15 protein-coding genes and 1 pseudogene are annotated in these 20,401 nt (G+C 44.7%); 14 read left to right on the forward strand and 2 right to left on the reverse strand.

The features are described 5' to 3' along the window. Window positions 1–60: 60 nt before the first annotated feature. Together H70737_RS31240 and H70737_RS31245 are read right to left on the reverse strand one after the other, a co-directional pair. A complete protein-coding gene (locus H70737_RS31240) occupies window positions 61–777 on the reverse strand; it encodes a galactose-binding domain-containing protein (protein ID WP_231573488.1) in 717 nt (238 codons plus the stop codon). Further along, a pseudogene (locus H70737_RS31245) lies at window positions 754–1,902 on the reverse strand (glycosyl hydrolase family 8); the annotation flags it as partial. The pseudogene H70737_RS31245 and the gene H70737_RS31240, both read right to left, overlap by 24 nt. A gap of 1,158 nt (window positions 1,903–3,060) precedes the next feature. Here H70737_RS31245 and H70737_RS15110 point away from each other — a divergent pair. From H70737_RS15110 to H70737_RS15180, 14 genes are all read left to right on the forward strand, one after another. After that, window positions 3,061–4,941 (forward strand): peptidoglycan D,D-transpeptidase FtsI family protein, encoded by a 1,881-nt coding sequence (locus H70737_RS15110; RefSeq protein ID WP_052404302.1) that lies wholly within the window; start codon window positions 3,061–3,063, stop codon window positions 4,939–4,941. A 250-nt stretch (window positions 4,942–5,191) separates the two neighbouring features. Beyond that, window positions 5,192–5,869: a response regulator transcription factor gene (locus H70737_RS15115; RefSeq protein WP_042188454.1), complete on the forward strand. Its 678-nt coding sequence runs from the start codon at window positions 5,192–5,194 to the stop codon at window positions 5,867–5,869. Further along, window positions 5,866–6,873, forward strand: a complete 1,008-nt coding sequence (locus tag H70737_RS15120) for a sensor histidine kinase (RefSeq protein ID WP_042188455.1) — start codon at window positions 5,866–5,868, stop codon at window positions 6,871–6,873. The genes H70737_RS15115 and H70737_RS15120 overlap by 4 nt, the downstream gene beginning before the upstream one ends. Window positions 6,874–6,956: 83 nt before the next feature. Beyond that, window positions 6,957–7,679, forward strand: coding sequence for an ABC transporter ATP-binding protein (locus tag H70737_RS15125; protein ID WP_442950241.1), 723 nt, complete (start codon window positions 6,957–6,959; stop codon window positions 7,677–7,679). Next, entirely contained in the window at window positions 7,676–8,449 is a 774-nt protein-coding gene (locus H70737_RS15130; RefSeq protein ID WP_042188459.1) for an ABC transporter permease, read from the forward strand. The genes H70737_RS15125 and H70737_RS15130 overlap by 4 nt, the downstream gene beginning before the upstream one ends. Next, entirely contained in the window at window positions 8,446–9,213 is a 768-nt protein-coding gene (locus H70737_RS15135; RefSeq protein WP_042188461.1) for an ABC transporter permease, read from the forward strand. Before H70737_RS15130 ends, H70737_RS15135 begins: the two co-directional genes overlap by 4 nt. Before the next feature lie 151 nt (window positions 9,214–9,364). Further along, entirely contained in the window at window positions 9,365–9,940 is a 576-nt protein-coding gene (locus H70737_RS15140; protein ID WP_052404303.1) for a CPBP family intramembrane glutamic endopeptidase, read from the forward strand. A gap of 179 nt (window positions 9,941–10,119) precedes the next feature. Further along, window positions 10,120–11,046 (forward strand): VanZ family protein, encoded by a 927-nt coding sequence (locus tag H70737_RS15145; RefSeq protein WP_042188463.1) that lies wholly within the window; start codon window positions 10,120–10,122, stop codon window positions 11,044–11,046. Between the two features lie 996 nt (window positions 11,047–12,042). Continuing rightward, the gene (locus tag H70737_RS15155; RefSeq protein WP_042188466.1) at window positions 12,043–12,753 is read left to right on the forward strand and encodes a metallophosphoesterase family protein; all 711 of its coding nucleotides are present in this window, start codon (window positions 12,043–12,045) and stop codon (window positions 12,751–12,753) included. A 282-nt stretch (window positions 12,754–13,035) separates the two neighbouring features. Next, window positions 13,036–14,217 (forward strand): polysaccharide lyase 6 family protein, encoded by a 1,182-nt coding sequence (locus tag H70737_RS15160; protein WP_052404304.1) that lies wholly within the window; start codon window positions 13,036–13,038, stop codon window positions 14,215–14,217. 21 nt (window positions 14,218–14,238) lie between these two features. Beyond that, window positions 14,239–16,593, forward strand: coding sequence for an AraC family transcriptional regulator (locus H70737_RS15165; RefSeq protein ID WP_042188468.1), 2,355 nt, complete (start codon window positions 14,239–14,241; stop codon window positions 16,591–16,593). Window positions 16,594–16,766: 173 nt separating this feature from the next. Next, the gene (locus H70737_RS15170) at window positions 16,767–18,437 is read left to right on the forward strand and encodes a type 2 periplasmic-binding domain-containing protein (RefSeq protein ID WP_231573274.1); all 1,671 of its coding nucleotides are present in this window, start codon (window positions 16,767–16,769) and stop codon (window positions 18,435–18,437) included. A 103-nt stretch (window positions 18,438–18,540) separates the two neighbouring features. After that, window positions 18,541–19,494 carry an ABC transporter permease gene (locus H70737_RS15175; RefSeq protein WP_042188470.1) on the forward strand — a complete coding sequence of 318 codons (954 nt, stop codon included), beginning with the start codon at window positions 18,541–18,543 and terminating at the stop codon, window positions 19,492–19,494. 12 nt (window positions 19,495–19,506) lie between these two features. Next, on the forward strand, window positions 19,507–20,382 hold the full coding sequence (locus H70737_RS15180) for a carbohydrate ABC transporter permease (RefSeq protein ID WP_042188472.1): 876 nt from the start codon (window positions 19,507–19,509) through the stop codon (window positions 20,380–20,382). Window positions 20,383–20,401: the final 19 nt, after the last annotated feature.

Raw genomic sequence — 20,401 nt, forward strand, 5'->3', positions numbered from 1 at the left:
ACATTCTGCTCTTTAGACAAACAAATCCTGACAGAGTCATATCCGCCAGGATTTGTTCAATTAAGAGCTGTAAACCTCAAAATCGAATATCGAATATCCGTATACGGTCCCTCTAGCAGTACAGAGCACTCTGACGTAACGTCCGCTATTTGCGGTAAATGTAATATCGTCAATAGAACCATTACCGGTCGTTGTTACGTAAGTATCCGTCCATGTTGTTGTGTCGTTAGACACCTGAACTTTGTAGCCTTTAGCGTAAGCGTCTTCCCAATTCAACTTGACGCGGTTTACGCTTTGGGTTGCGCCCAGATCGACGTAAATCCATTCATTGTTGCTTCCTTCGATGCTCGCCCAACGGGTAGTAGAGTTGCCGTCTGTTGCCTTGGAAGCTTCAAATCCTACACCTTCGATAGAACTGGCTACCGCTGTCTTGCCCAGCGCAAGGTTGATACCGGCAGCAGGAGTTGAACTTGTAGTTGCTGATGCGGTATTACTGTTAGCAGACAAGTTGCCTGCGGCATCGACAGCTTTTACCATATAGCTGTAAGCTGTCGATGCGGTAAGTCCGGTATCGCTGAAGGATGTGTCTGTAGGCGCTCCTACTTCCACGCCGTCACGGAATACCCGGTAGCCTGTTACACCGACATTATCGGTAGAAGCAGTCCAACTCAGATTAATTTGGCTGCTTGAAGCTGCTGTTGCGTTCAGATTCGTTGGATCCGAGGGAGCTTGAGTATCCGCTGCACTGTAGGTAGGCTTCCACCAGTTCCCCGAGATGAACAGTAGGTTCAGCATGTTAAAGGAGTCGCTGAAGTAACTTTCCTTTTTGTTCTTCATCCAGTCCCAGCCTGCATTGACCCAAGCTTGATGCGTGCTGGTAGTCGTCGCTGCGGAGATAAAAGGCGCTACGAATACCGCTGTCGCATAAGTACCGCGATTCGAACCGTTCAGTTGGTAACCGTCCTTCACATTGTTCGGATTGTTGCCTGTTTTTCCTTTGATCCATACTACCATTTTATTAGCGATATCCTTACCACGGGTGTCTCCGTACAAGGCGTAATCCATTACGATACGAAGTGGTACACGGCTTGCATTGTAGTTGTATTCATTTGTTTCAGGGAACTCTTCCAAATAGTTTGGGGGGGCCGGCTTAGGCGGGTTGCCTACCACAAAGTCCGAAATCAGACCTGTGCTAGACGAATAAGCTGCTGTAAATTGGCTGTATACGTTATACAGATTGTTGATGACATTTAGCCAAGTTGAATCTCCAGTAACTTCATTGAAAGCCCGTAGATGACTGAGCATCCAGTCGGAGGGACGCGTATTCAAGGCGCTCTTCGTATCCCAGTCACCAAGATTCAGCCTGTTGTTAGTTGTCACATTGCTAAGCTTAATAGCGCCAATCATCTTTTTGGCTTCAGCCAAATAATTGATCGTTCCAGTCGAGCCCCATTGGCGATCAGCTAGAATAAGGGAGTAAGCGATATCGAGGTCCCCATCTGTTGCTGAACCGAAGTGCCCTTGAGCCCCAGTACTATCTGCTATTACCCACCCCATCAGGTTCGGATTATTAGAGCTCTTGAACGCTCTAGCCGTTTTGAACAAACCGTCATAGATTGTTCTGGAATTCGTATCGTATCCAGCCATTAGCACGGTAATAACCATACCGTATCCTTGGCCTTCCGATGTGCCGAGAGGATCGAAGCCGTCCGCTTCGCCAGTAATATCACCTTTTACATAGTACCCTCCGGGCAGCGAGGACAAATTGTTTTTAAGATAAGTAGCCTTCCAATAGTTATAGTAGGAAGATACAGAACTGTTCATCGAGGATTGACTGACGTGGTTTGGTTTAATGATACCCGGATAGCTGACTTGTTGAGGAAACGGTTTCAATTCACCCGCTCCATGAGCTTTCCGTTGAAGCGGTGCAGGGGCGGCTAATGTCGCTAGAAGCATAACCGCCGAAAGCATGACAAGTAACATCACTTTCATTGTGCCTGAGGTCGATTTCAATGAGTACACAAAAATTCCTCCTTTAGTGATGGTTAGTTTAATTAACGTCAATGAATCCTCCTTCCCTTTAGACTGATCTCCAAAGTAAACCGCTTAACAATAAGTGCTATCCACACTTCTAAAGTTTAAGCGCTTTAACTTTAGGGCGGAAGTGACATTTTACATATATGCTGAAGAGATTTGAAGGTACGCGCTTCAATAGGAAATCATCGCATCCTCAACGTCACTTTTCACCTACAGGTTACAAATCACCAGCCAAACAGCATTACTTTATTCACACAAATGTAACACAACTATTTTCGCCGTGTCTAGATACTTTAAAATAAATTAAAAAGTAATGTTCATAAAATAAAAGCGTTTATACTAAACAGATTATAGTAAACAACATGGTCATACTGGATTAGATGGCACGAGGAACATTCTGAAATCATCCAAAAAGAAAAAGAAATATTCATACGGTTTCATAGCATAGTCAGAAAAATGAGCATCAGTCCATCGGTGAACAGACTGGCGCCGGATACGATCAGGACATCAATAGATGCTGTTAATCTCTTGGCATAAATGGCGGTAATTGAGAAGATAAAAGCCGAGCAGGCAGCCGTTGAATTTATTTTTGCTCAACCTCATGCTGGCTCAGCGCTCCTTATCTGAATGCCCGCATACAGTGAAATGGAGAATTCACAAAGATGTTCCAATTGTCTATTACATGTAGCCTAAGTTCGCGAAATAGCGCAGTGACAAAGGATTCACAAAAATGGTTGTTTTTACCTTGTTATACATTGTACAATGTGTAACGAGCCTGGTATTCATTAAGGTGATCATTTATCAAACTAATAAAAAACCTGGCATTACCTATGCCTACAATAATGAGCCTTACTGGGACAAGGAAAAACAGTAATCCCGTGCCAAGGTTGTTCAGCTAGCCATGGATATGGGATATCAGGAGACGAATGCCGACGATACCATTCATATCAGTGAACAAAACGCGGTGACTATTAACGAGCGATTTGCCGAAAATTGCAATATATATGTTTGTGGGGTTTGCTTATGGTGAAGAGAATAAAACTTCGTACGCTGTTTATAGGAGGGTGCATTACCCTCTTTTTTCTTGTTTTACTCGGCAGAGTGTTCTGGATTCAGGTGCTGGATCGTGATTTCTGGCAAACCAAGGCCGCAAAGCAATGGGCCCATACTTCGGTGTTTAAAGCGGTGCGTGGCACGATCGAGGACCGCAACGGCAGGATGCTGGCTAGCGATGTGCCCGCCTACACAGTAGTGGTCAATCCGGAAGCGATTAACGCTCTCAGTATCGGGGGAGAAGTTATCACCGGCCTACATGAACTGCTCGGCAAGCCTGAGGATGAGCTTAAGGCGCTCGTGGAAGCCAAAGACGAGAACGGAAAGTATCTGAAGAACCGGGAGATCCGTAATGAAGGCTGGAAGATAGACCAGGAGCTGCGCGACAAGGTCAACGAGTTCATTGAGAAACTGAAGGGTGAACATGACACTCTGGAGACTGGCGTTGGCCTGATTAGGGAGCAGAAGCGCTATTATCCGCAACAAACACTGGCCGCACATATTTTGGGTTATACGGACCGCGATGGCAACGCGGTGATGGGGTTCGAAAAGTATTTTGACAAGCAGCTTAAGGGTGCGGATGGTAAGCTATTCTACCAGAGCGACGCCAAAGGCATCAAGCTGCCTGACTCGGAGGACACTTACCAGCCGGAGGTCAATGGAAGTACTTTCAAACTGACGATTGATAGCACAATCCAGTATTATATCGAGCAGGCAATGCAGAAGGCCTATGAAGAATATAAACCCAAGAGTATTACGGTAATTGCCGCGGATCCCAGCACCATGGAGATATTGGGGCTAGCGAATATGCCAACCTTTAACCCGAATGAGTTCTGGAAATATGCCTCTGATCCAGGGGTATTCTTCAACCATGCCATCAAAACAAGATTTGAACCAGGCTCCACGTTCAAAATTGTACCTCTTGCCGGAGCGGTGGAGGAGAATTTGTTCGATTCTGACGCAACCTTCATGTCCGGTTCTATCCGCATCAAGGGGTACGGCAAGCCGCTGTATGACCAGAAGAGAAGCGGTTATGGCGAAATCTCCTTCCTGGAAGGCGTGAAGCGGTCAAGTAACGTGGCCTTCGTCAAGCTTGGCTATGAAATGCTCGGTCCGGAAAGGCTGCTGCAATACGTGGATGATTTCGGATTTAACGATCTTACCGGTATTGACCTGCCGGGCGAAATCAGCGGAATCGTCAATCCGACTCCGAATAATGCTTCAGAGAACGCGACGATTGCATTCGGGCACGGCAAAGTGCTTGTTACTCCGATTCAGCAGCTTACCGCCATCTCGGCCATCGCCAACGGCGGAAAACTGATGGTGCCGCACGTGGTCAAGGCGACCACCGATCCGAATACCGGCAAGACTACCGTAACCCAGCCCCAGGTGGTACGCCAGGTTATTTCCGAGGAAAGCGCCAGGGAAACCAGCAGCTATCTGGAGCAGGTCGTTGCAGACCTGGTCCATGGAACCGGCCGCCATGCATATATTGAAGGCTATAGTGTAGCAGGTAAGACCGGTACGGCGATTAAACCCGACGGTAAGGGAGGGTATGACCGCGATAAGGTGCACTCGTCCTTCCTCGGATACGCACCGGCTAATAATCCGAAGATTGTGGTCTATGTCGGCATTGACGAGCCTGCTAATGCTGCTGGCGGTGGTGCTGCGGCAGGGCCGGTGTTTAAAGAGATCGTATCCGAAGCATTGTCATATATGGGGGTGCCAAAAGTTACATCGGGCGATGGAGGCAGTGTTTCCAAATCCGTCAAGAATGCACCATCCGCGCAGCGCTCCGCACCCGATCTGACCGAAAAAAATGATGCAGGCGGCCAGAAAATTGCTGATTGATTAGGGCTTTTATTTTGAAACGGTCGGAGGCTCAATATCTGGACTATGGATTGGTGTCGGTGAACAATAACATAGTCCCATTAGAATCCGCGCCTGGCGCGGTTTTTCTGTTTTATGGGATCAAGTTCTTGTCCTTTGCTTAAGACAAGAACTTGATCCCATTGCCGATTTCATGAGCATCTAAACAAATATTTTTTAGATTGTGTTAATCTGTCTAATAGTGAATTCAATTTAGAGCGAGGGATGTTACTTGAAAAGAAACGTATTATACATTGAAGATAATGAGAAAATAGGCAGCTTTCTAAAAGAAGAATTGGAACAGCGGGGATTTTCAGTTCAGTGGCTGCTTTCTGGTGAAGGAGCTGAAAAAGAAGTAAATCAGCATGAAATCGTTATTTTGGATATCATGTTACCCGGTTTAGACGGATTTACTGTGGGGAAACGATTAAAAAAGGCAGCTCCTGCTGTTCCTATTTTGCTGTTAACAGCTCGAACATCGATAGATGATAAGGTAGAAGGTTTACAATTTGCTGATGACTATTTAACGAAACCATTCCATACGGATGAATTAGTTGCAAGATTAGAAGTACTAATCCGTCGAAGTGGCGGAACACATTCCGAACGCATTTCATTAGGAAATTATATTGAAGTAGATTCAGAAGGCCAAATGGTATTTGACAAACGCACAGGAGAAGAAATTATATTAACAGCGAAGCAACATCATATTTTAATGTACTTCTTACGCCACCCTAATCAAGTTTTACCAAAAGAACAAATCTATGAAGCCATCTGGGAAGAAACATATATAACTGGCGATAAAACACTAATGGTACATATCCATCGACTGCGTCAAAAGTTGGAACGTCATCCAGATTCCCCAGAGATTATTGAAACGTTGAAGGGAATAGGCTATCGGGTGAAACTATGAAACAGACTAAATCATTATTTCGTCATTTTCTAAAAGGACATTTTCTATTTATCTTTTTGCCTCCAAGTATACTTATTTTCTTATCTGCGTTCATTGAATCTCCTATTAATGGAGAAGAGCTGAATGCATTAAATCTATTTTACGTTGTACTACTTTTGTTTGGTTTTATTATTGTCGCATTTGTTGTAATATCTTGGATTTTCTTCTTAAGACTTCGTAAACGTCTCACCCGCTTACAGGAAGCCATGTCATTTTCAGCTAATCATAACTCATTTCCTAGACCAATATCTGTTCAAAGTGATCGTATGGATGAAATAGACCAGTTAGGCAATTCTTTTAATTGGATGATTCAGCAGCTTGAAGACAGCCGCAAGCGAGAACATGAAGAGGAATTGTTACGACATCGACTCATAGCGAATTTATCTCACGACTTACGAACGCCACTTACCATTTTGAGAGGACATGTCACCCGATTAAATAAAGAATCAATGAGTCTAGAAGGACAAAATTCATTAACAGAAATGAATCATACGATTACAAGAGTGGGGGATCTAATGGATGATTTACTTTCCTATACATTGCTTACATCAGGGAAACATCCTTTTAGGCCCACTTCAACAGATATTGGACGTTTAGTAAGAGCATCTGTTGCTGCGTGGTATCCTGTATTTGAAGAAAAAGAAATCCAGATCGAGGTTGATTTACCGACAGAGGCGACTTTTTATTGGGAAGCAGATCCTAAATGGATGACACGGGTTCTAGATAATTTATTTCAGAATATTCTTCGTCATGCAGCAGAGGGGAAATATGTAAATATTGTGGTTGATGTAGAAAAAGAACAAATCATTGTTGCAGACAGAGGTCCAGGTATGGATAACTCTTCCTATGAGCGTGGGGCGGGGATTGGTTTATCGACTTCAAATTATATGTTGAAAAAAATGAAGCTGAAAGCTGATTTTACATCAAATGATAGTGGCACAAGAGTAGCTATCGGAAGATCTTAACCTAAAGTTAACCCAGAAGTAAACAGCATGATAACCGAGATGTAACTTTGCTTCTTTATAATTAGAACCATAACAGAAAGGAAGTGTTATGGTTGCTTACAATTAATAACTTAGTCAAACATCGCGGAACTGGGGAAATCTTATCGGGTATCAGTTTTAAAGCTAGACCAGGTAGAGTAACTGGTTTTTTAGGTCCAAACGGGGCAGGTAAAAGTTCTACACTTCGCATCCTGCTTGGATTAGACCGCGCTACCTCAGGGAGCGCACTCATTAATGGAAAGCCATTCGCAGAATTACATAATCCTCTAGCAACAGTAGGTGCCGCACTTGATGGCTTCGGAGCTCATCGTATGCGAACAGGACGGGCACACTTGCGTTGGATTGCTCGTGCCGCAGGATTGTCTAACTCACGTGTCGAGGAAGTTCTGGAAATAGTAGGTCTTACTAATGCCGCTGGGAAAAGAGTTGGGAAGTATTCTCTTGGTATGGGGAGAAGACTGGGAATAGCAGCAGCGCTACTTGGTGATCCAAAAATATTGATTTTAGATGAACCCGTAAATGGGCTCGACCCAGAAGGAATTCGGTGGATTCGGACATTTTTACGTGAACGTGCTGAGTCTGGAAATACGGTGTTATTATCCAGTCATCTGATGGGAGAGCTTGCAGAGACGGTTGATGATGTGGTGATTATTAAGCATGGAACCATCGTTGCAGATGGAACATTGGAAGAAGTAATAGGTAACCATTCCACGCTGGAGGAAGCCTTTTTTGCCCTGACATCTGAAATTGCAGGTGATGTTGTATGAGAGCATTTAACGCGGAACTATCTAAATTGTTCTCCTTACCGGGTATTTGGCTTGCTTTTCTCATTGGAGCGTTTGCACCAGCGCTTATTGCTGCCTTGGACAGCATAGCACAAAAAGAGGAGATTATAGCTGGAGTTAGCACGAGGCTATCAGAAGTTGGCTATATCGGGTTAGCTCTTGGTGTGCAAGGCGTTATTATTCTTGGTGTGCTTGCTGTCAGCAGTGAGTATTTAACAGAGAGCAGTGAATCTGGTGGAGGACAACAGATAACAACGAGTTTAACTGTTATTTCATCCCGGTTTCATTTTTTACTGGCAAAAGCAGGTGCTGTGACTGTGATCAGCATACTGCTTTGTATTGTTGCTATTATGACAACTGTGTCAGCAACGCATCTTATTCTTGGTGAATATGCCCCCGCATTTGAATGGTCCAGACTTATCGGTGCAGTTTGTTACTGGACATTCACTGCTCATTTAGCACTTGGAATTACTTTTCTAACTAAGAATGGCATCCTCCCGCTTGCTGTGCTCATAATAAATTCATCCGTTGTATCATTTAGTGTCCTGTTGTATAGGGTTACAAAGTTGGCGTTTTACTTACCAGATAGGGCTGGCGCTGAAATGTTTATGTTTACGGACAACACGTCCACAGGCACTTTATTCGACGGGTTTCACACCCCCTTCACAGGCGGTTTAGTCATGTTTGCCTGGGTACTTGTTGTTTTCATTGTTGCAGCTGTTGTATTCCATAGGAGGGATGTTGCAGCATGAGTGTCTCATCTGGTAGAAAGTTAACACAAATCCTTGGTGCTGAACTGGATAAATTAGTTACATTACCATTGATATGGTTCACTCTTATGGGTACATTCATTCTAAATTTAGTTTTAGCCGCAGCTTTTACTTCTGTTGGTGTACAAGGGGCAACAGGTACGCAAAATATACTGAATATAGGACTTGCTTCTATGGGATATCTTCAAGCAGGGTTCATTATTCTTGGAATCTTAGCTACTTGTTCGGAGTATACTGGTGGACAGATTCAAACTACTTTAATTACGATACCTTGGCGTGGGTTTCAATTATCCACGAAGCATTTGGCATTGGCGATTATAACCATTCCTGTGGCGTTTATTATTGCTGCATCTGGTGTACTTTATACTTTTATTATGATGAGAGACTCAACAGTAGTGATAGAAATAGACACAATGATAACAACATTAATAGGTGCAACGGGCTATCTAACATTAACCACACTTCTCAGTTCAGCTGTAGGTGCTTTATTAAGACGAACCACTCCTGCTTTAGTGGTACTGCTTGGTTACTATTTCATTGTCAGTCCATTGACGAGGGCTTTTCTACCTAGTAATAAAAATTTTTTAAATTATTTTCCGGATACGGCAGGATCTTATATGTATATGCCGTCTTCCTCTGATGAAATAAGTGTCCTTACACCAATGCAAGGGACAGGTATTTCAATGTTATGGACACTGAGCTTTATTACAGTAGCTATTGTATTTTACCGTAAACGAGATGCCTAGTTTTTTAAATAATTATATCTTATTCAACTAACGGGGCAGGATTGTCGAAGAAGTAAAGGAGGAGTTTCTGATAGAATTCAAAGTAAATAAAAATTATATTTGGGTATATTTCATAATATTTTACGCCCTATGGTGTATCAGAGAATTATGGTTGGTTCAATATTTAGATTTGATGGAACCCGTTCCAAGAGCTATAACATCTGCCACTATTAAAATAGTTATTTGGGTCATTCCTGTTATTTTATTAGTTATAATTAAGGAAAAAAGTAAACCGTTTTCCTATTTACAGTTATATCATAATTTTAGAAAAAGTCTAAAATGGACAGGTTGGGTATCCTTAGCCTTGATACTATTCTATTTTGTAATAAATCTTATCGTTTTAAATAATAATATCGATTTTCAAATAGGATTTAACGGATGGCTTAATACTATTCTATTGGTTGGTATTACTGAGGAAATTGTCTTTAGAGGTTTTTTATTAAGAAAGCTTATGGATTCTTTTAGATTCTGGATAGCAAATACAGTTACAGCTTTACTCTTTGTATCGATTCATTTTCCTATTTGGTTTTATAAAGGTCTGTTTGAATTCCCTTATATTCTAAGTTCCATATTAACAGTTTTTGTGTTGGGTATTATATTTGGGTTTGTATATAAGAAAAGTAATTCTCTTTGGTCAGTAATTATTATTCATTCTTTGTATAATTTATTAGTGTTACTCTTCTACTAGCGGGTGCTTTAGTTGAATAAGACTATACTACGACGACTATTAAACATAGAATCGGATTCAATTTTACAAACAAATCATTTAATAAGCGTTTAAGTGACTAAAATGTCACTTCAATGTCACTTTAATGTCATTTTGGGAAGATACACTAAACCCATCGATGAATTATTAAAGGAGATATTATGGAAGTGAAATTACGGAAACTCCTCTTTGTAGGAACAATTTTGTACACGCTGTTGATATTATATTTTATGTTTTTTGCTTTCAGTAGATTAGATCATTGGAACAACGATTATGGATACACATTTATACTTGTTCCAGAAGGAGTTCCACTTCGATTTCCAAAACTAACTTTTTCATGGGTATACAACTTTGGAAACATTGCTGCCTTTATCCCTTTTGGAGTAGTAATTCCTCTGTTGTATCGTTCCAGTTTTGGGAAGTTCATATCCTTTTTTGTCTTGACGATTCTCGTTCTGGAAACGATGCAGGCTTTAACTCATCTTGGCAGCTTTGATGTAGATGATGTTATATCCAATACATTAGGTGCAGCGATAGGATTTATCGCCTATAAAGTTGGATGTTCTTCAAAAATTTCTTATAAAAAGCTTATTGCTTCAGCCCTATCTATCGGTGTTCTTCTTGTTGGAGTAATCGTGATCTCGGAAACCATCAATTATGTTGTAGCGAAAAGAGAAAGCCCAATTCAAGCATTACACGATGTGAAAGAAATGAATGGAACCATGCCTATGACTGAAAATCTTCCAAGTTTCACCGTGGCAGGCAAGAAAATAGAACCCAAAATGAACGTGTATTACAGTGAAGGAGATAAAAGAAAATCGTACACCTACATCTTGGGTAACAAAAAAGATGTGACGTTTTATTCTTATTTTGGCATTCCAGACAAGGGAGATTCCAAGGGAGAACTCACTATATTGGTAGATGGAAACCAAAGAGTTCATTATCAGTACAATGAACAATATAATAATGGAGCAGAACCTTTAAATATACCATTTTATGACAAGGTGAACGAAATTACGATTATCGTTTCTGGGAACGCTAAACTATGGGACGTTGGATTCAGTGAAATGAAGCATTGGTGGGAGTGAAGAACAAACACGCAACATATAGAAACCGCGATAATCGCGGCAAGGCTGTCAAGAAAGTCTCGACAGCTTTTTTTTATATCATAATCATTTAATACAGTACCGCGTTAATGTTTACAAATGATTGTCCAATACGTTTCGTTGCGTCCGCTCGTGATACGTCCCGGACCACCTAAGAGTATGAGAATACACCAAGCTGGACGCGATTCAGGGCTAAGCGTATATTTTCGTTAAAATGTTGGCGGAGCCCCAACTATAGGATTCTGTGCATATAAGATCTGACCTACAAAATTGGCTTCAAACAATATATGACCAGGGCAAGAAACATAATAATTAAAATGAACATAGGGAGTTGTGAAAATGAAATCTTGCTAAAACATCTAAGGTCGGATGTCGTTTTGTTTACTTCTCCAAATAAAAAGGATCATGTTGTTGATACTTTTGTTTTAAGAACATTGAATGCTGTATATAAAAATAGCTACAAAGATGTTTCTATGCATATTCGTGAGATGTGAGTGACTTTTTTAAGATTTGATGTTCATTCCAAAAATTGGAGATAAGAAGTTGGACTATTTGATGGCGATTTTAGCTTTTGACGATTTATCAAGGTTCCATCTTTTTATATAAAGGAGGGAGAGTGCACTCGACAAATGGGAGAACAGCCTGATACGCAATGTCAACAGAATATTGTCCGAAGGCTACCGACTGAAGGGAATCGTCAAATAGGGTTACACGCATGTTCCGTTACGGCCAATTCGTCGCAACCAGCCTCCAATTATGTCCCGGCCAATGTTGTGGACGGCGCCCCTGCGCCGCAGTGGTTTGAGGACAGTGGAGACACCCCCGACTGGGAAAGACAGGCTGTTTCCTTGGCGTCTGCCGCCGGAATCATTGAGGTGCGTCTGCCGCGGGACCATTTCATGCCAGACGATAAAGCTACGTGGCGGATGTGGTGACGGTACTGCTGAGAATGTTGAATCTTAGGGAGTTGAATCGATTATGAAAGCTTTAATTATTTCGGATATTCACAGCAACGTCAAAGCGCTGGAATCGATCCGCAAGGCAGAATCCGACTGTGACGTGATTTATTGCGCGGGAGATCTTGTAGACTACGGGCCTTTCCCGCGGGAAGTTATCGAATGGGTGCATAAGAACGATGCGAATTGTGTTCGCGGTAACCATGACGACATTATTATCGACCTGTACCGAAACGGCAATAGCGGTCACGATGTGGCGGAGGATGAGATCAAGTGGGCGCATTACAATGCAAGGCTGCTCGGCGAAGCGGAAATTTCCTTCCTCGAAAGCATACCGGTCTACCGCACATTCGAGATGGACGGCTATAGCTATACAATGCAACATCTGTACGAAAACTATTTGACGATTGATAGCTTGCCCAAGTACGATGCTTTCTGGGCGGAACGCAACGTCAGGACAATTGGGGCCAAAGAAGATCGCCGCATTATTTTCGGACATACACATCGCAGATGCATTCATTATTTGAGTGACGACAGTTTGTGGCTGAATCCAGGAAGCGTGTCCTACCGCCGTCGCGACGATCCATCGAAAGAAGCTCACTATTTCACGATTAGTGATGGCAAAATAGCGATGAAAAGTCTTGTCTATGACCGCACGCCTTTGCTCGAAGCGGCACAAAAGTTGCTGTTGAAAGAAGAAGAGATGAAGGTTGCGTACTTCTTTTTCGGGTAAGCGGGCGGCAGAGCAGGCAACAACAATGGGGACGTATCCACGATTTGGTGTCGGGATACGTCCTTTCTCATTTATTGTACACCGGCAGGTTGCGATTTACAGCTGGCAAGGCGGTAATTCCCGCTCATTTTGTGCCTCAGTTTACATTTTTATGATTGCTTCATTTTTTTACACTATGGCATGGGAAACGTATCTTTCATAATAGAGGTTGTGAAGTTGCGGATATGATCCTGAAGAGGCTGCGGTTCATATCCGCCTATTCTATAGGAAGCAGGTGGGAAAATGACTACTATTTATTGGGTATCGAGTAGCGACGAATTGGCGGCAGCCATTGGCCGGGCAGAACCTGGTTCTTCGATCTTGTTGGCAGACGGCGTTTACGAACGGAATGAAGATTATATTATTGAAGGCAAAGTAGGATCGGACACCGCAATATTAAGCATTCGCGCTGTAAATAAAGGAAAAGCGACGATCGCTGGAGAATCAAGTATACGCATCTTGAACTCTGCTTATGTAGAGGTATGGGGACTGCATTTCCAGGTCGGGCAGCGCGAATCTATCATTCTGGACGGTTCGCAGCATGTGAGGATTGCGCGGAATAGATTTGAGCCGCGACAGGTTGGGGCGGAGTATAGCCTGCTGTCAGTGCTGGGAAGCGGCAGCGGCTGGAACCGGATCGAACGCAACGAGTTCGGGCCAAAGGCCGACCTTGGACCGCTCGTTGTTTTTGATGGCGACGGTGAACAAATCTCGCAGCATGATGTCATTGAATATAATTATTTTCATCATATAGGCCCGCGTGTCGTCAATGGGCTTGAAGCGATCCGGCTCGGCCTGTCCGGCATCTCTCTCTCGAACGGCTATATTACCATTCAACACAACCTGTTTGAAAATTGCGACGGAGAGCCCGAGATTATTTCGGTAAAAAGCTGCTATAATACAGTCCGGTACAACACGTTCCTTAACTCCGCCGGCCAAGTGACAGCGCGTCACGGACATGGAAATCGCTTTCATAATAATGTATTTATCGGCGATGGCGTGAAGGAAGAAATGGGCGGATTTCGCATTTACGGCAACGACCATCACATTTTTGAAAACTATATGGAAAACTTGACGTTGGATGCGCTGCTCATTGATGGCGGCAACTACGATGGCGGATCGGACGGCTATCCCGAGGCGCCGACGCAGGAGGAACTGAGGAAACATTGGCGCGTCTATCGAGCCAGCGTAGTGAATAATACGATTGTCAATTGTCGTCACGGCATTACGCTCGGCAAGCGGATTCCTTATGCGCCGGAGCAATGTGTAATCGCTTACAATCGAATATGCGGCAAAGAGCAGCCGGCCATCTATGAATACCGGCCGTCTCCGGCGGTTTGTATTAACAATCATAAAGCGGATGTCGCGGATATTCGTTGTCCGGCTATTCTGACAAGAATTGACGTCGGTCCCGACTCCGACTAAAGCTAACATGGAGGAGAACCTATGGCCCAAACTCGAAACCGGTGGACAATCTATCTGAAGCAGCTCCGGCATAAAAATCGCAGTGTATACATGACCTGGATGCTTTCTTACGTCTCGGTGCTGCTCGTGCCCATTCTGATCAGCGGCGTTATATACGGCGCGACGCTGAACGTTGTAAAGGCTGAAATTAACCGTGCCAACCAATCTATTCTTCTTCAGATGGAGCAAGCCATAGATAGCCAGTTCAAAGGAATCGAGAATCTAAGCCTCGAGGTGAGCCTCAACAGGCGAATCGCAGCATTTATTTCGGCCGATACCAATCTGTCTGATTCGGACCACTACGATGTATACCAAATCGCTAATGATTTGCGCGTATACGAAATCGCTAACGATTTTCTTGAAGGTATTTATATTTACTACAAAAATAGCGATACGGTCATCGCACGCAACAACCGTATGAACATCGAAGCGTTATACGACCATATTCGCCTTGAAGAGCATATGCCCTTCCAGTCGTTACGAGAATATTTTGACCAAGGGTACATTAAAGGCTACCACTCCGTTGTTGTGTCTGAAGAGAATGAGTGGCGGCCAACGGTCATGTATGCCCAAAATGTGAACTCAACAATCATGAATCAACCTGGAGCTGTCTTACTGTTCATGATTGACCGCAGTAAGCTGCTAGAGCAAGCTTCGGCGCCTGAGAAAGGTACGATCTTTATTCTGGATAAAGACAACCGGTTCATTGCGTCTACGGGCGATTCGCTGTCGGAACCTGCTCTATTATACAGCGATATGTCGAAAGAATCGGGGCAACTTGAGATCGAGACTGACGGTCACCGGCTTGTTGCATCCTACACAACCTCATCCATTACGGGATGGAAATATGTGATGACGCTGCCGGAGAACGTATATCACCAGAAAATGAACGTGGTAGAGCAATTGACGATCGCCAGCATCTTGCTTTGCCTTATTGTTGGCGGTGGCGTGACGTATTGGCTCCTCAAACGGAACTACCTGCCGATCCATGCACTGATCCAGAGCTTGTCGTTCAAGGCGGGTTTTACCTTTGATCGCGGCTCCAATGAATACTCCTTTCTAGAGCAGGCGCTGAGCAGCACCTTCCATGAGAAGGAGGAGCTTCATTACAAGCTGAATCAGCATAACAATACACTCAGATCGCACTTTTTGCAGCGGCTGCTGAAGGGGCAACTCGACAGCCATATCCCGTTGCACGAATCTTTCTCAGCCTATGATCTGCGTTTCCCGCTGGGCGGATTTTCTGTTATTTTGCTGCGCATCGAGCACTTCGGCAAGTTCCATCGGAAGGATGAGGATCAGGTCCATAATAAGCGATTGCTGCACTTCCTGATCGCCAACGTGGTCGAGGAGGTCGCTCGAAAGTCAGTAAACGCCTATGCGGTAGAGCTGGACCAGGAGTTGCTCGCCTGCATCGTCAACCATCAGCTTGCATCGCCGACGGAACAGCGGGGGGAGCTGGGGCACATCGCGGAAGAAACGATGTCGTTCATCTCCAATTATGCTCATGTACAGTTGACCGCTGCCATCAGCGCGCAACAGGAGGGCGAATATGGCATCTTCCAGGCGTTCCAGGAAGCGATCGAGGCGATGGAATACCGAATCATTGTAGGTAGCGGGGGCATTATTCATTATGGGGACCTGAGCGGTAACGACAACCTAGGGGCTGCTCCAGGTGGTTATTTTTATCCGCTCAAGGTCGAGCAGCAATTGATCGTTATGGTTCGCGAAGGGCAGCTCGATAAGGCAAAAGCGTTCGTCGGGGAGATCATTCAGAAAAATGTGACGAAGGAGCCGTTTCCTTTTCATACTGCCAAATGTCTCATGTTCGATCTAATGGCTACGCTGCAAAAAGTAATCGGCGAAATCCGCATCGCAGGCAAGCCGGATATGCCTGACGGAGTGCGCGCCATCGAACGCCTGATGCAATGCCAGACGGTAGGGGAGATGCGCAGCCAGCTTTACGATATGCTAGAGCTTCTGTGCGGCTACGTTAATAATAACCGCGAATACTGCAGCAATCCGCTAATCGATAAGGTCATGAAATATGTCAACGAGTATTATCAGGACGAGAACCTGAACATTTCGATGATCGGGGAAGCCTTCTCCATGACGCCGTCGTATGTTTCCAAACTGTTCAAGGAACTTGCCGGCGAATCTCTGCTCGATTATATTAACAAGACGCGGCTGGTGCAGGCCAAATTGCTGCTTATCGGCGGGAAATATACGGTCAGCGAAATATCGCTGAAGGTTGGTTACAACGATGTGAATACCTTCCATCGTATATTCAAAAAATTTGAAGGGATAACGCCCGGGCGCTACAGGGAAGTCAAGTAGCTCTAGGGCTTTTCTTTTCAAGAAAAAGTGGCATACATGCGGTTTTGTTACCCTCATTTTTGAGAAATTGCAGTATATTTTAGGTTTTAACGATAGCTTGCGGCACCGGATTAACGATATGTTGAAAGCGTATTCACACCAACATATTCGAGACGAAAAGAACGGAGGGCACAATGGCGAAAAATCGCAACGTCAAGACTCATAAGAGACTGCAGCTCACACTGGGGTTCGCAATGGTACTTTCATTGTTGTTAACCGCATGCTCCAGTAATGGGGGCTCTGGAAACAAGGATAAGACAGAGCCGACTCAAAGCGCCGTCAGCAATAAGGGCGGCGAGGGCGTAAGCAAAGGCAACGAGGGATCGGATAAGCCGGTGTATCCGCTGGATACAAAAGATACTTTCTCATACTGGGCTCCAATCAACGGAAACCTGATTACATTTACAACGAATCTGGCGGAAGCGCCGATCGGGAAGGCGATTGCAGAAGCTACCGGCGTGAAAGTGAACTACATCCATCCGACCGAAAGTCAAGCTGAAGAGCAGTTTAATTTGTTGCTGGCTTCCAGCAAGCTGCCGGATGTGCTGGAGTACGACTGGAGTATTTATCCGGGTGGACCGGAAAAGGCGATTTCAGACGGGGTTATCGTACCGCTAAACGATTTGATCGACCAATATGCGCCTAACCTGAAGAAGATGCTGGAAGCTAATCCAGAGCTGGATAAAATGGTGAAGACCGACAGTGGCCAATATTACGTCTTCCCGATGGTGCGAAACGAGGAAGGATTAGTCTTCCGCGGACCAATGCTGCGCAAAGATTGGTTGGATGAGCTAGGGCTGCAATTGCCTGTAACGATAGACGATTGGCATAAGGTTCTGACGGCGTTCAAAGAGAAAAAAGGCGCCGTAGCACCGCTGACGGCGCTATACGCGAACAAAATGAATTTGCAGGACGCGTTCTTCGGCGCATACAAAACATCGCACGGCTTCTATATTGACGACCTAGGCAAAGTGAAATACGGTCCATTAGATCCGCAATACAAGGATGTTATGACGCTGTTCCGCCAGTGGTATTCCGAAGGGCTGATTGATAAAGACTTCCCGATCGTCGAACGCGACACGCTGGATAAGCGGCTTCTGAACGGTGAGTCCGGCGCGACTGTTTTCCTGCTGGGCGGCGGCATGGGCAAATGGTTGGAGTCCGGTAAAGCCCAAAATCCGGCTTTTGATCTTGTAGCGGCTCCTTATCCGGTATTGAAAGCAGGCGAAAAACCGTTCACCGGACAGCGCGATTTCAAATATAACCCGAAAGCAAGCGCGGCCGTGACGACATCGGCGAAAGACCTGGAAACGATCGTAAAATGGCTGGACTTCGCATTTAGCGAGCAAGGAACCATGATGTACAACTTCGGCGTTGAAGGCGAAAGCTACACGATGGACAATGGCGTTCCGAAATTTACTGATATGATCGTAAAAAACGATAAGTACACTTCACAGCAGATGTTGGCGCAGTATACGGTTCCGAACGGTCCATTTCCGATGCATGAGCAAAAAACGACCAATACGTTCCCACAACAGGACGAGGCGGTCCAGATTTGGTCGGAGACCGATGCGGCGAAACATATTTTGCCCGCGTTCATTACGCCTACTGTAGATGAGAGCAAGAAGGTAGCGCAGACGATGACGGCAATCAACACGTATCTGGAAGAAATGTTCATCAAATTTGTAATGGGCAACGAGCCGCTCGACAAGTTCGACAGCTTTGTGAAGCAGCTGGAAGATATGGGGATTCGTGATGTAATCGACATCTATCAAGGCGCTTTGGATCGCTACAACAACAGATAACTCCATGTATCGTCCCACGGCTGGCTGCAGGCTGCCGTGGGGCAAGGGAATGGTGCAGCCATCCCCTGCTGATAATTCTGGATTTGGATAGGAGGAGTAGGAGATGGCTCAATTGAAGCTGGGACGCAGCAAAGTCACGCATGCCGGTCGTCTGCCGCTTAATATTGCAAAAGACATGGTTAAGAACAAGTATTTGTACATGATGCTTACTCCTGTTTTGTTATATTTCATTATTTTTCATTATTTCCCGATGTACGGTTCGATTATTGCGTTCAAGGATTTTAACCCCCGGCTTGGAATCGGGGGCAGCGCGTGGGTAGGACTTGAGCATTTCAAAGACTTTTTTGGCGGGATGTATTTTTGGCGGGTGTTAAAAAACACTCTGATGATTAGCTTGTACGATCTCATTTTCGGTTTTCCCGCTCCGCTTATTCTCGCCTTGTTGCTTAATGAGGTGAAAAATGCACTGTTCAAGCGTTCGGTTCAGACGATTACTTATTTGCCGCATTTTATTTCGCTTGTCATAATTTGCGGCATGATCAAAGATTTTACGAGCAGTGACGGCGTCATTAACGATATTATCGCATTTTTCGGTGGTGAGCGGGTTACGATGCTGCTGGAGCCGTCTTTTTTCCGGACAATCTTCGTTTCGTCGAATATATGGCAGCATATAGGCTGGGGTACAATTATTTATTTGGCCGCGCTGTCTGCGATCGATCTCGAGCAATATGAAGCTTGCAAGATCGACGGGGGTGGACGCTGGAAGCAGATGCTTCATATTACCCTACCCGGTCTGCTTCCCGTTTTCGTTATATTGCTCATCCTGAACATTGGCCGAATTATGAGCGTTGGCTTCGAGAAAGTTATTCTGTTGTACAACCCGACCACTTATGTGACAGGGGATGTCATTTCCTCGTATGTGTACCGGATCGGGCTTCAAGATTTTCAATTCAGTTTCAGCTCCGCTGTCGGATTGTTCAACTCCGTGATTAACTTCGCGCTTGTTATCGGCTCCAACTGGATAAGCCGGAAGTTGAACAATACGGGTTTGTGGTAGAGGAGGGTTCGCATGCGAGTAAGCTTGGGTGAACATATATTCCGGGTTTGCAATACGCTGTTTTTGTCCGCGCTCATGATTGTAACAGTGTACCCAATTCTATACGTGGCATTTGCTTCATTCAGCGAACCAGCGCTGATGATGGCGCATAAGGGCATTCTTTGGAAGCCGCTGGGCTTCTCGCTTGAAACATATGAGGCGGTATTCAGCAACCCGATGATCCTGCTCGGCTACCGCAACACATTATTTATTGTCATTGTAGGCGTGGCTCTCAATTTGCTGCTTACTTCTTTTGCCGCATACGCTTTGTCCAGAAAAACATTGCAATATCGCAAGCAGCTTACGTTGTTTATCGTATTTACCATGTTTTTCAGCGGTGGATTAATTCCGTTCTACTTGCTGGTCAGAGGGTTGGGCATTACGGACACACTGTGGGCGCTGATCCTGCCTACCGCAATAAGCGCATTTAACCTCATTATCATGCGAACATCGTTCGAGGCAGTGCCGGATGCGCTAGAAGAGTCGGCCAAGATCGACGGCGCCAACGACTTTGGCATTCTGTTCCGCATCTTCCTGCCGCTATGCAAGCCCGTGCTTGCAGTGGTAGGCCTGTATTACGGAGTAAGCCACTGGAACTCATGGTTTAACGCCATGATCTTCCTTCAGGATCGTTCGCTGTATCCGTTGCAGTTGATCCTGCGAGAAATTTTGATTATTGGCGAGGCAAACTCCATGGCGGAAGGAGCCTCCCAGGATGAGATCATCATATTGGGCGAGACATTGAAATACGCCACGATTATGGTAGCAACCCTTCCGATTTTTCTGGTCTATCCGCTATTGCAAAAATATTTCGTGAAAGGCGCCTTGATCGGTGCCATTAAAGGTTAGGAGAAGGGGTGGACTTCAG

It is taken from the genome of Paenibacillus sp. FSL H7-0737 (genome assembly GCF_000758545.1).
GTDB lineage: Bacteria > Bacillota > Bacilli > Paenibacillales > Paenibacillaceae > Paenibacillus_AQ.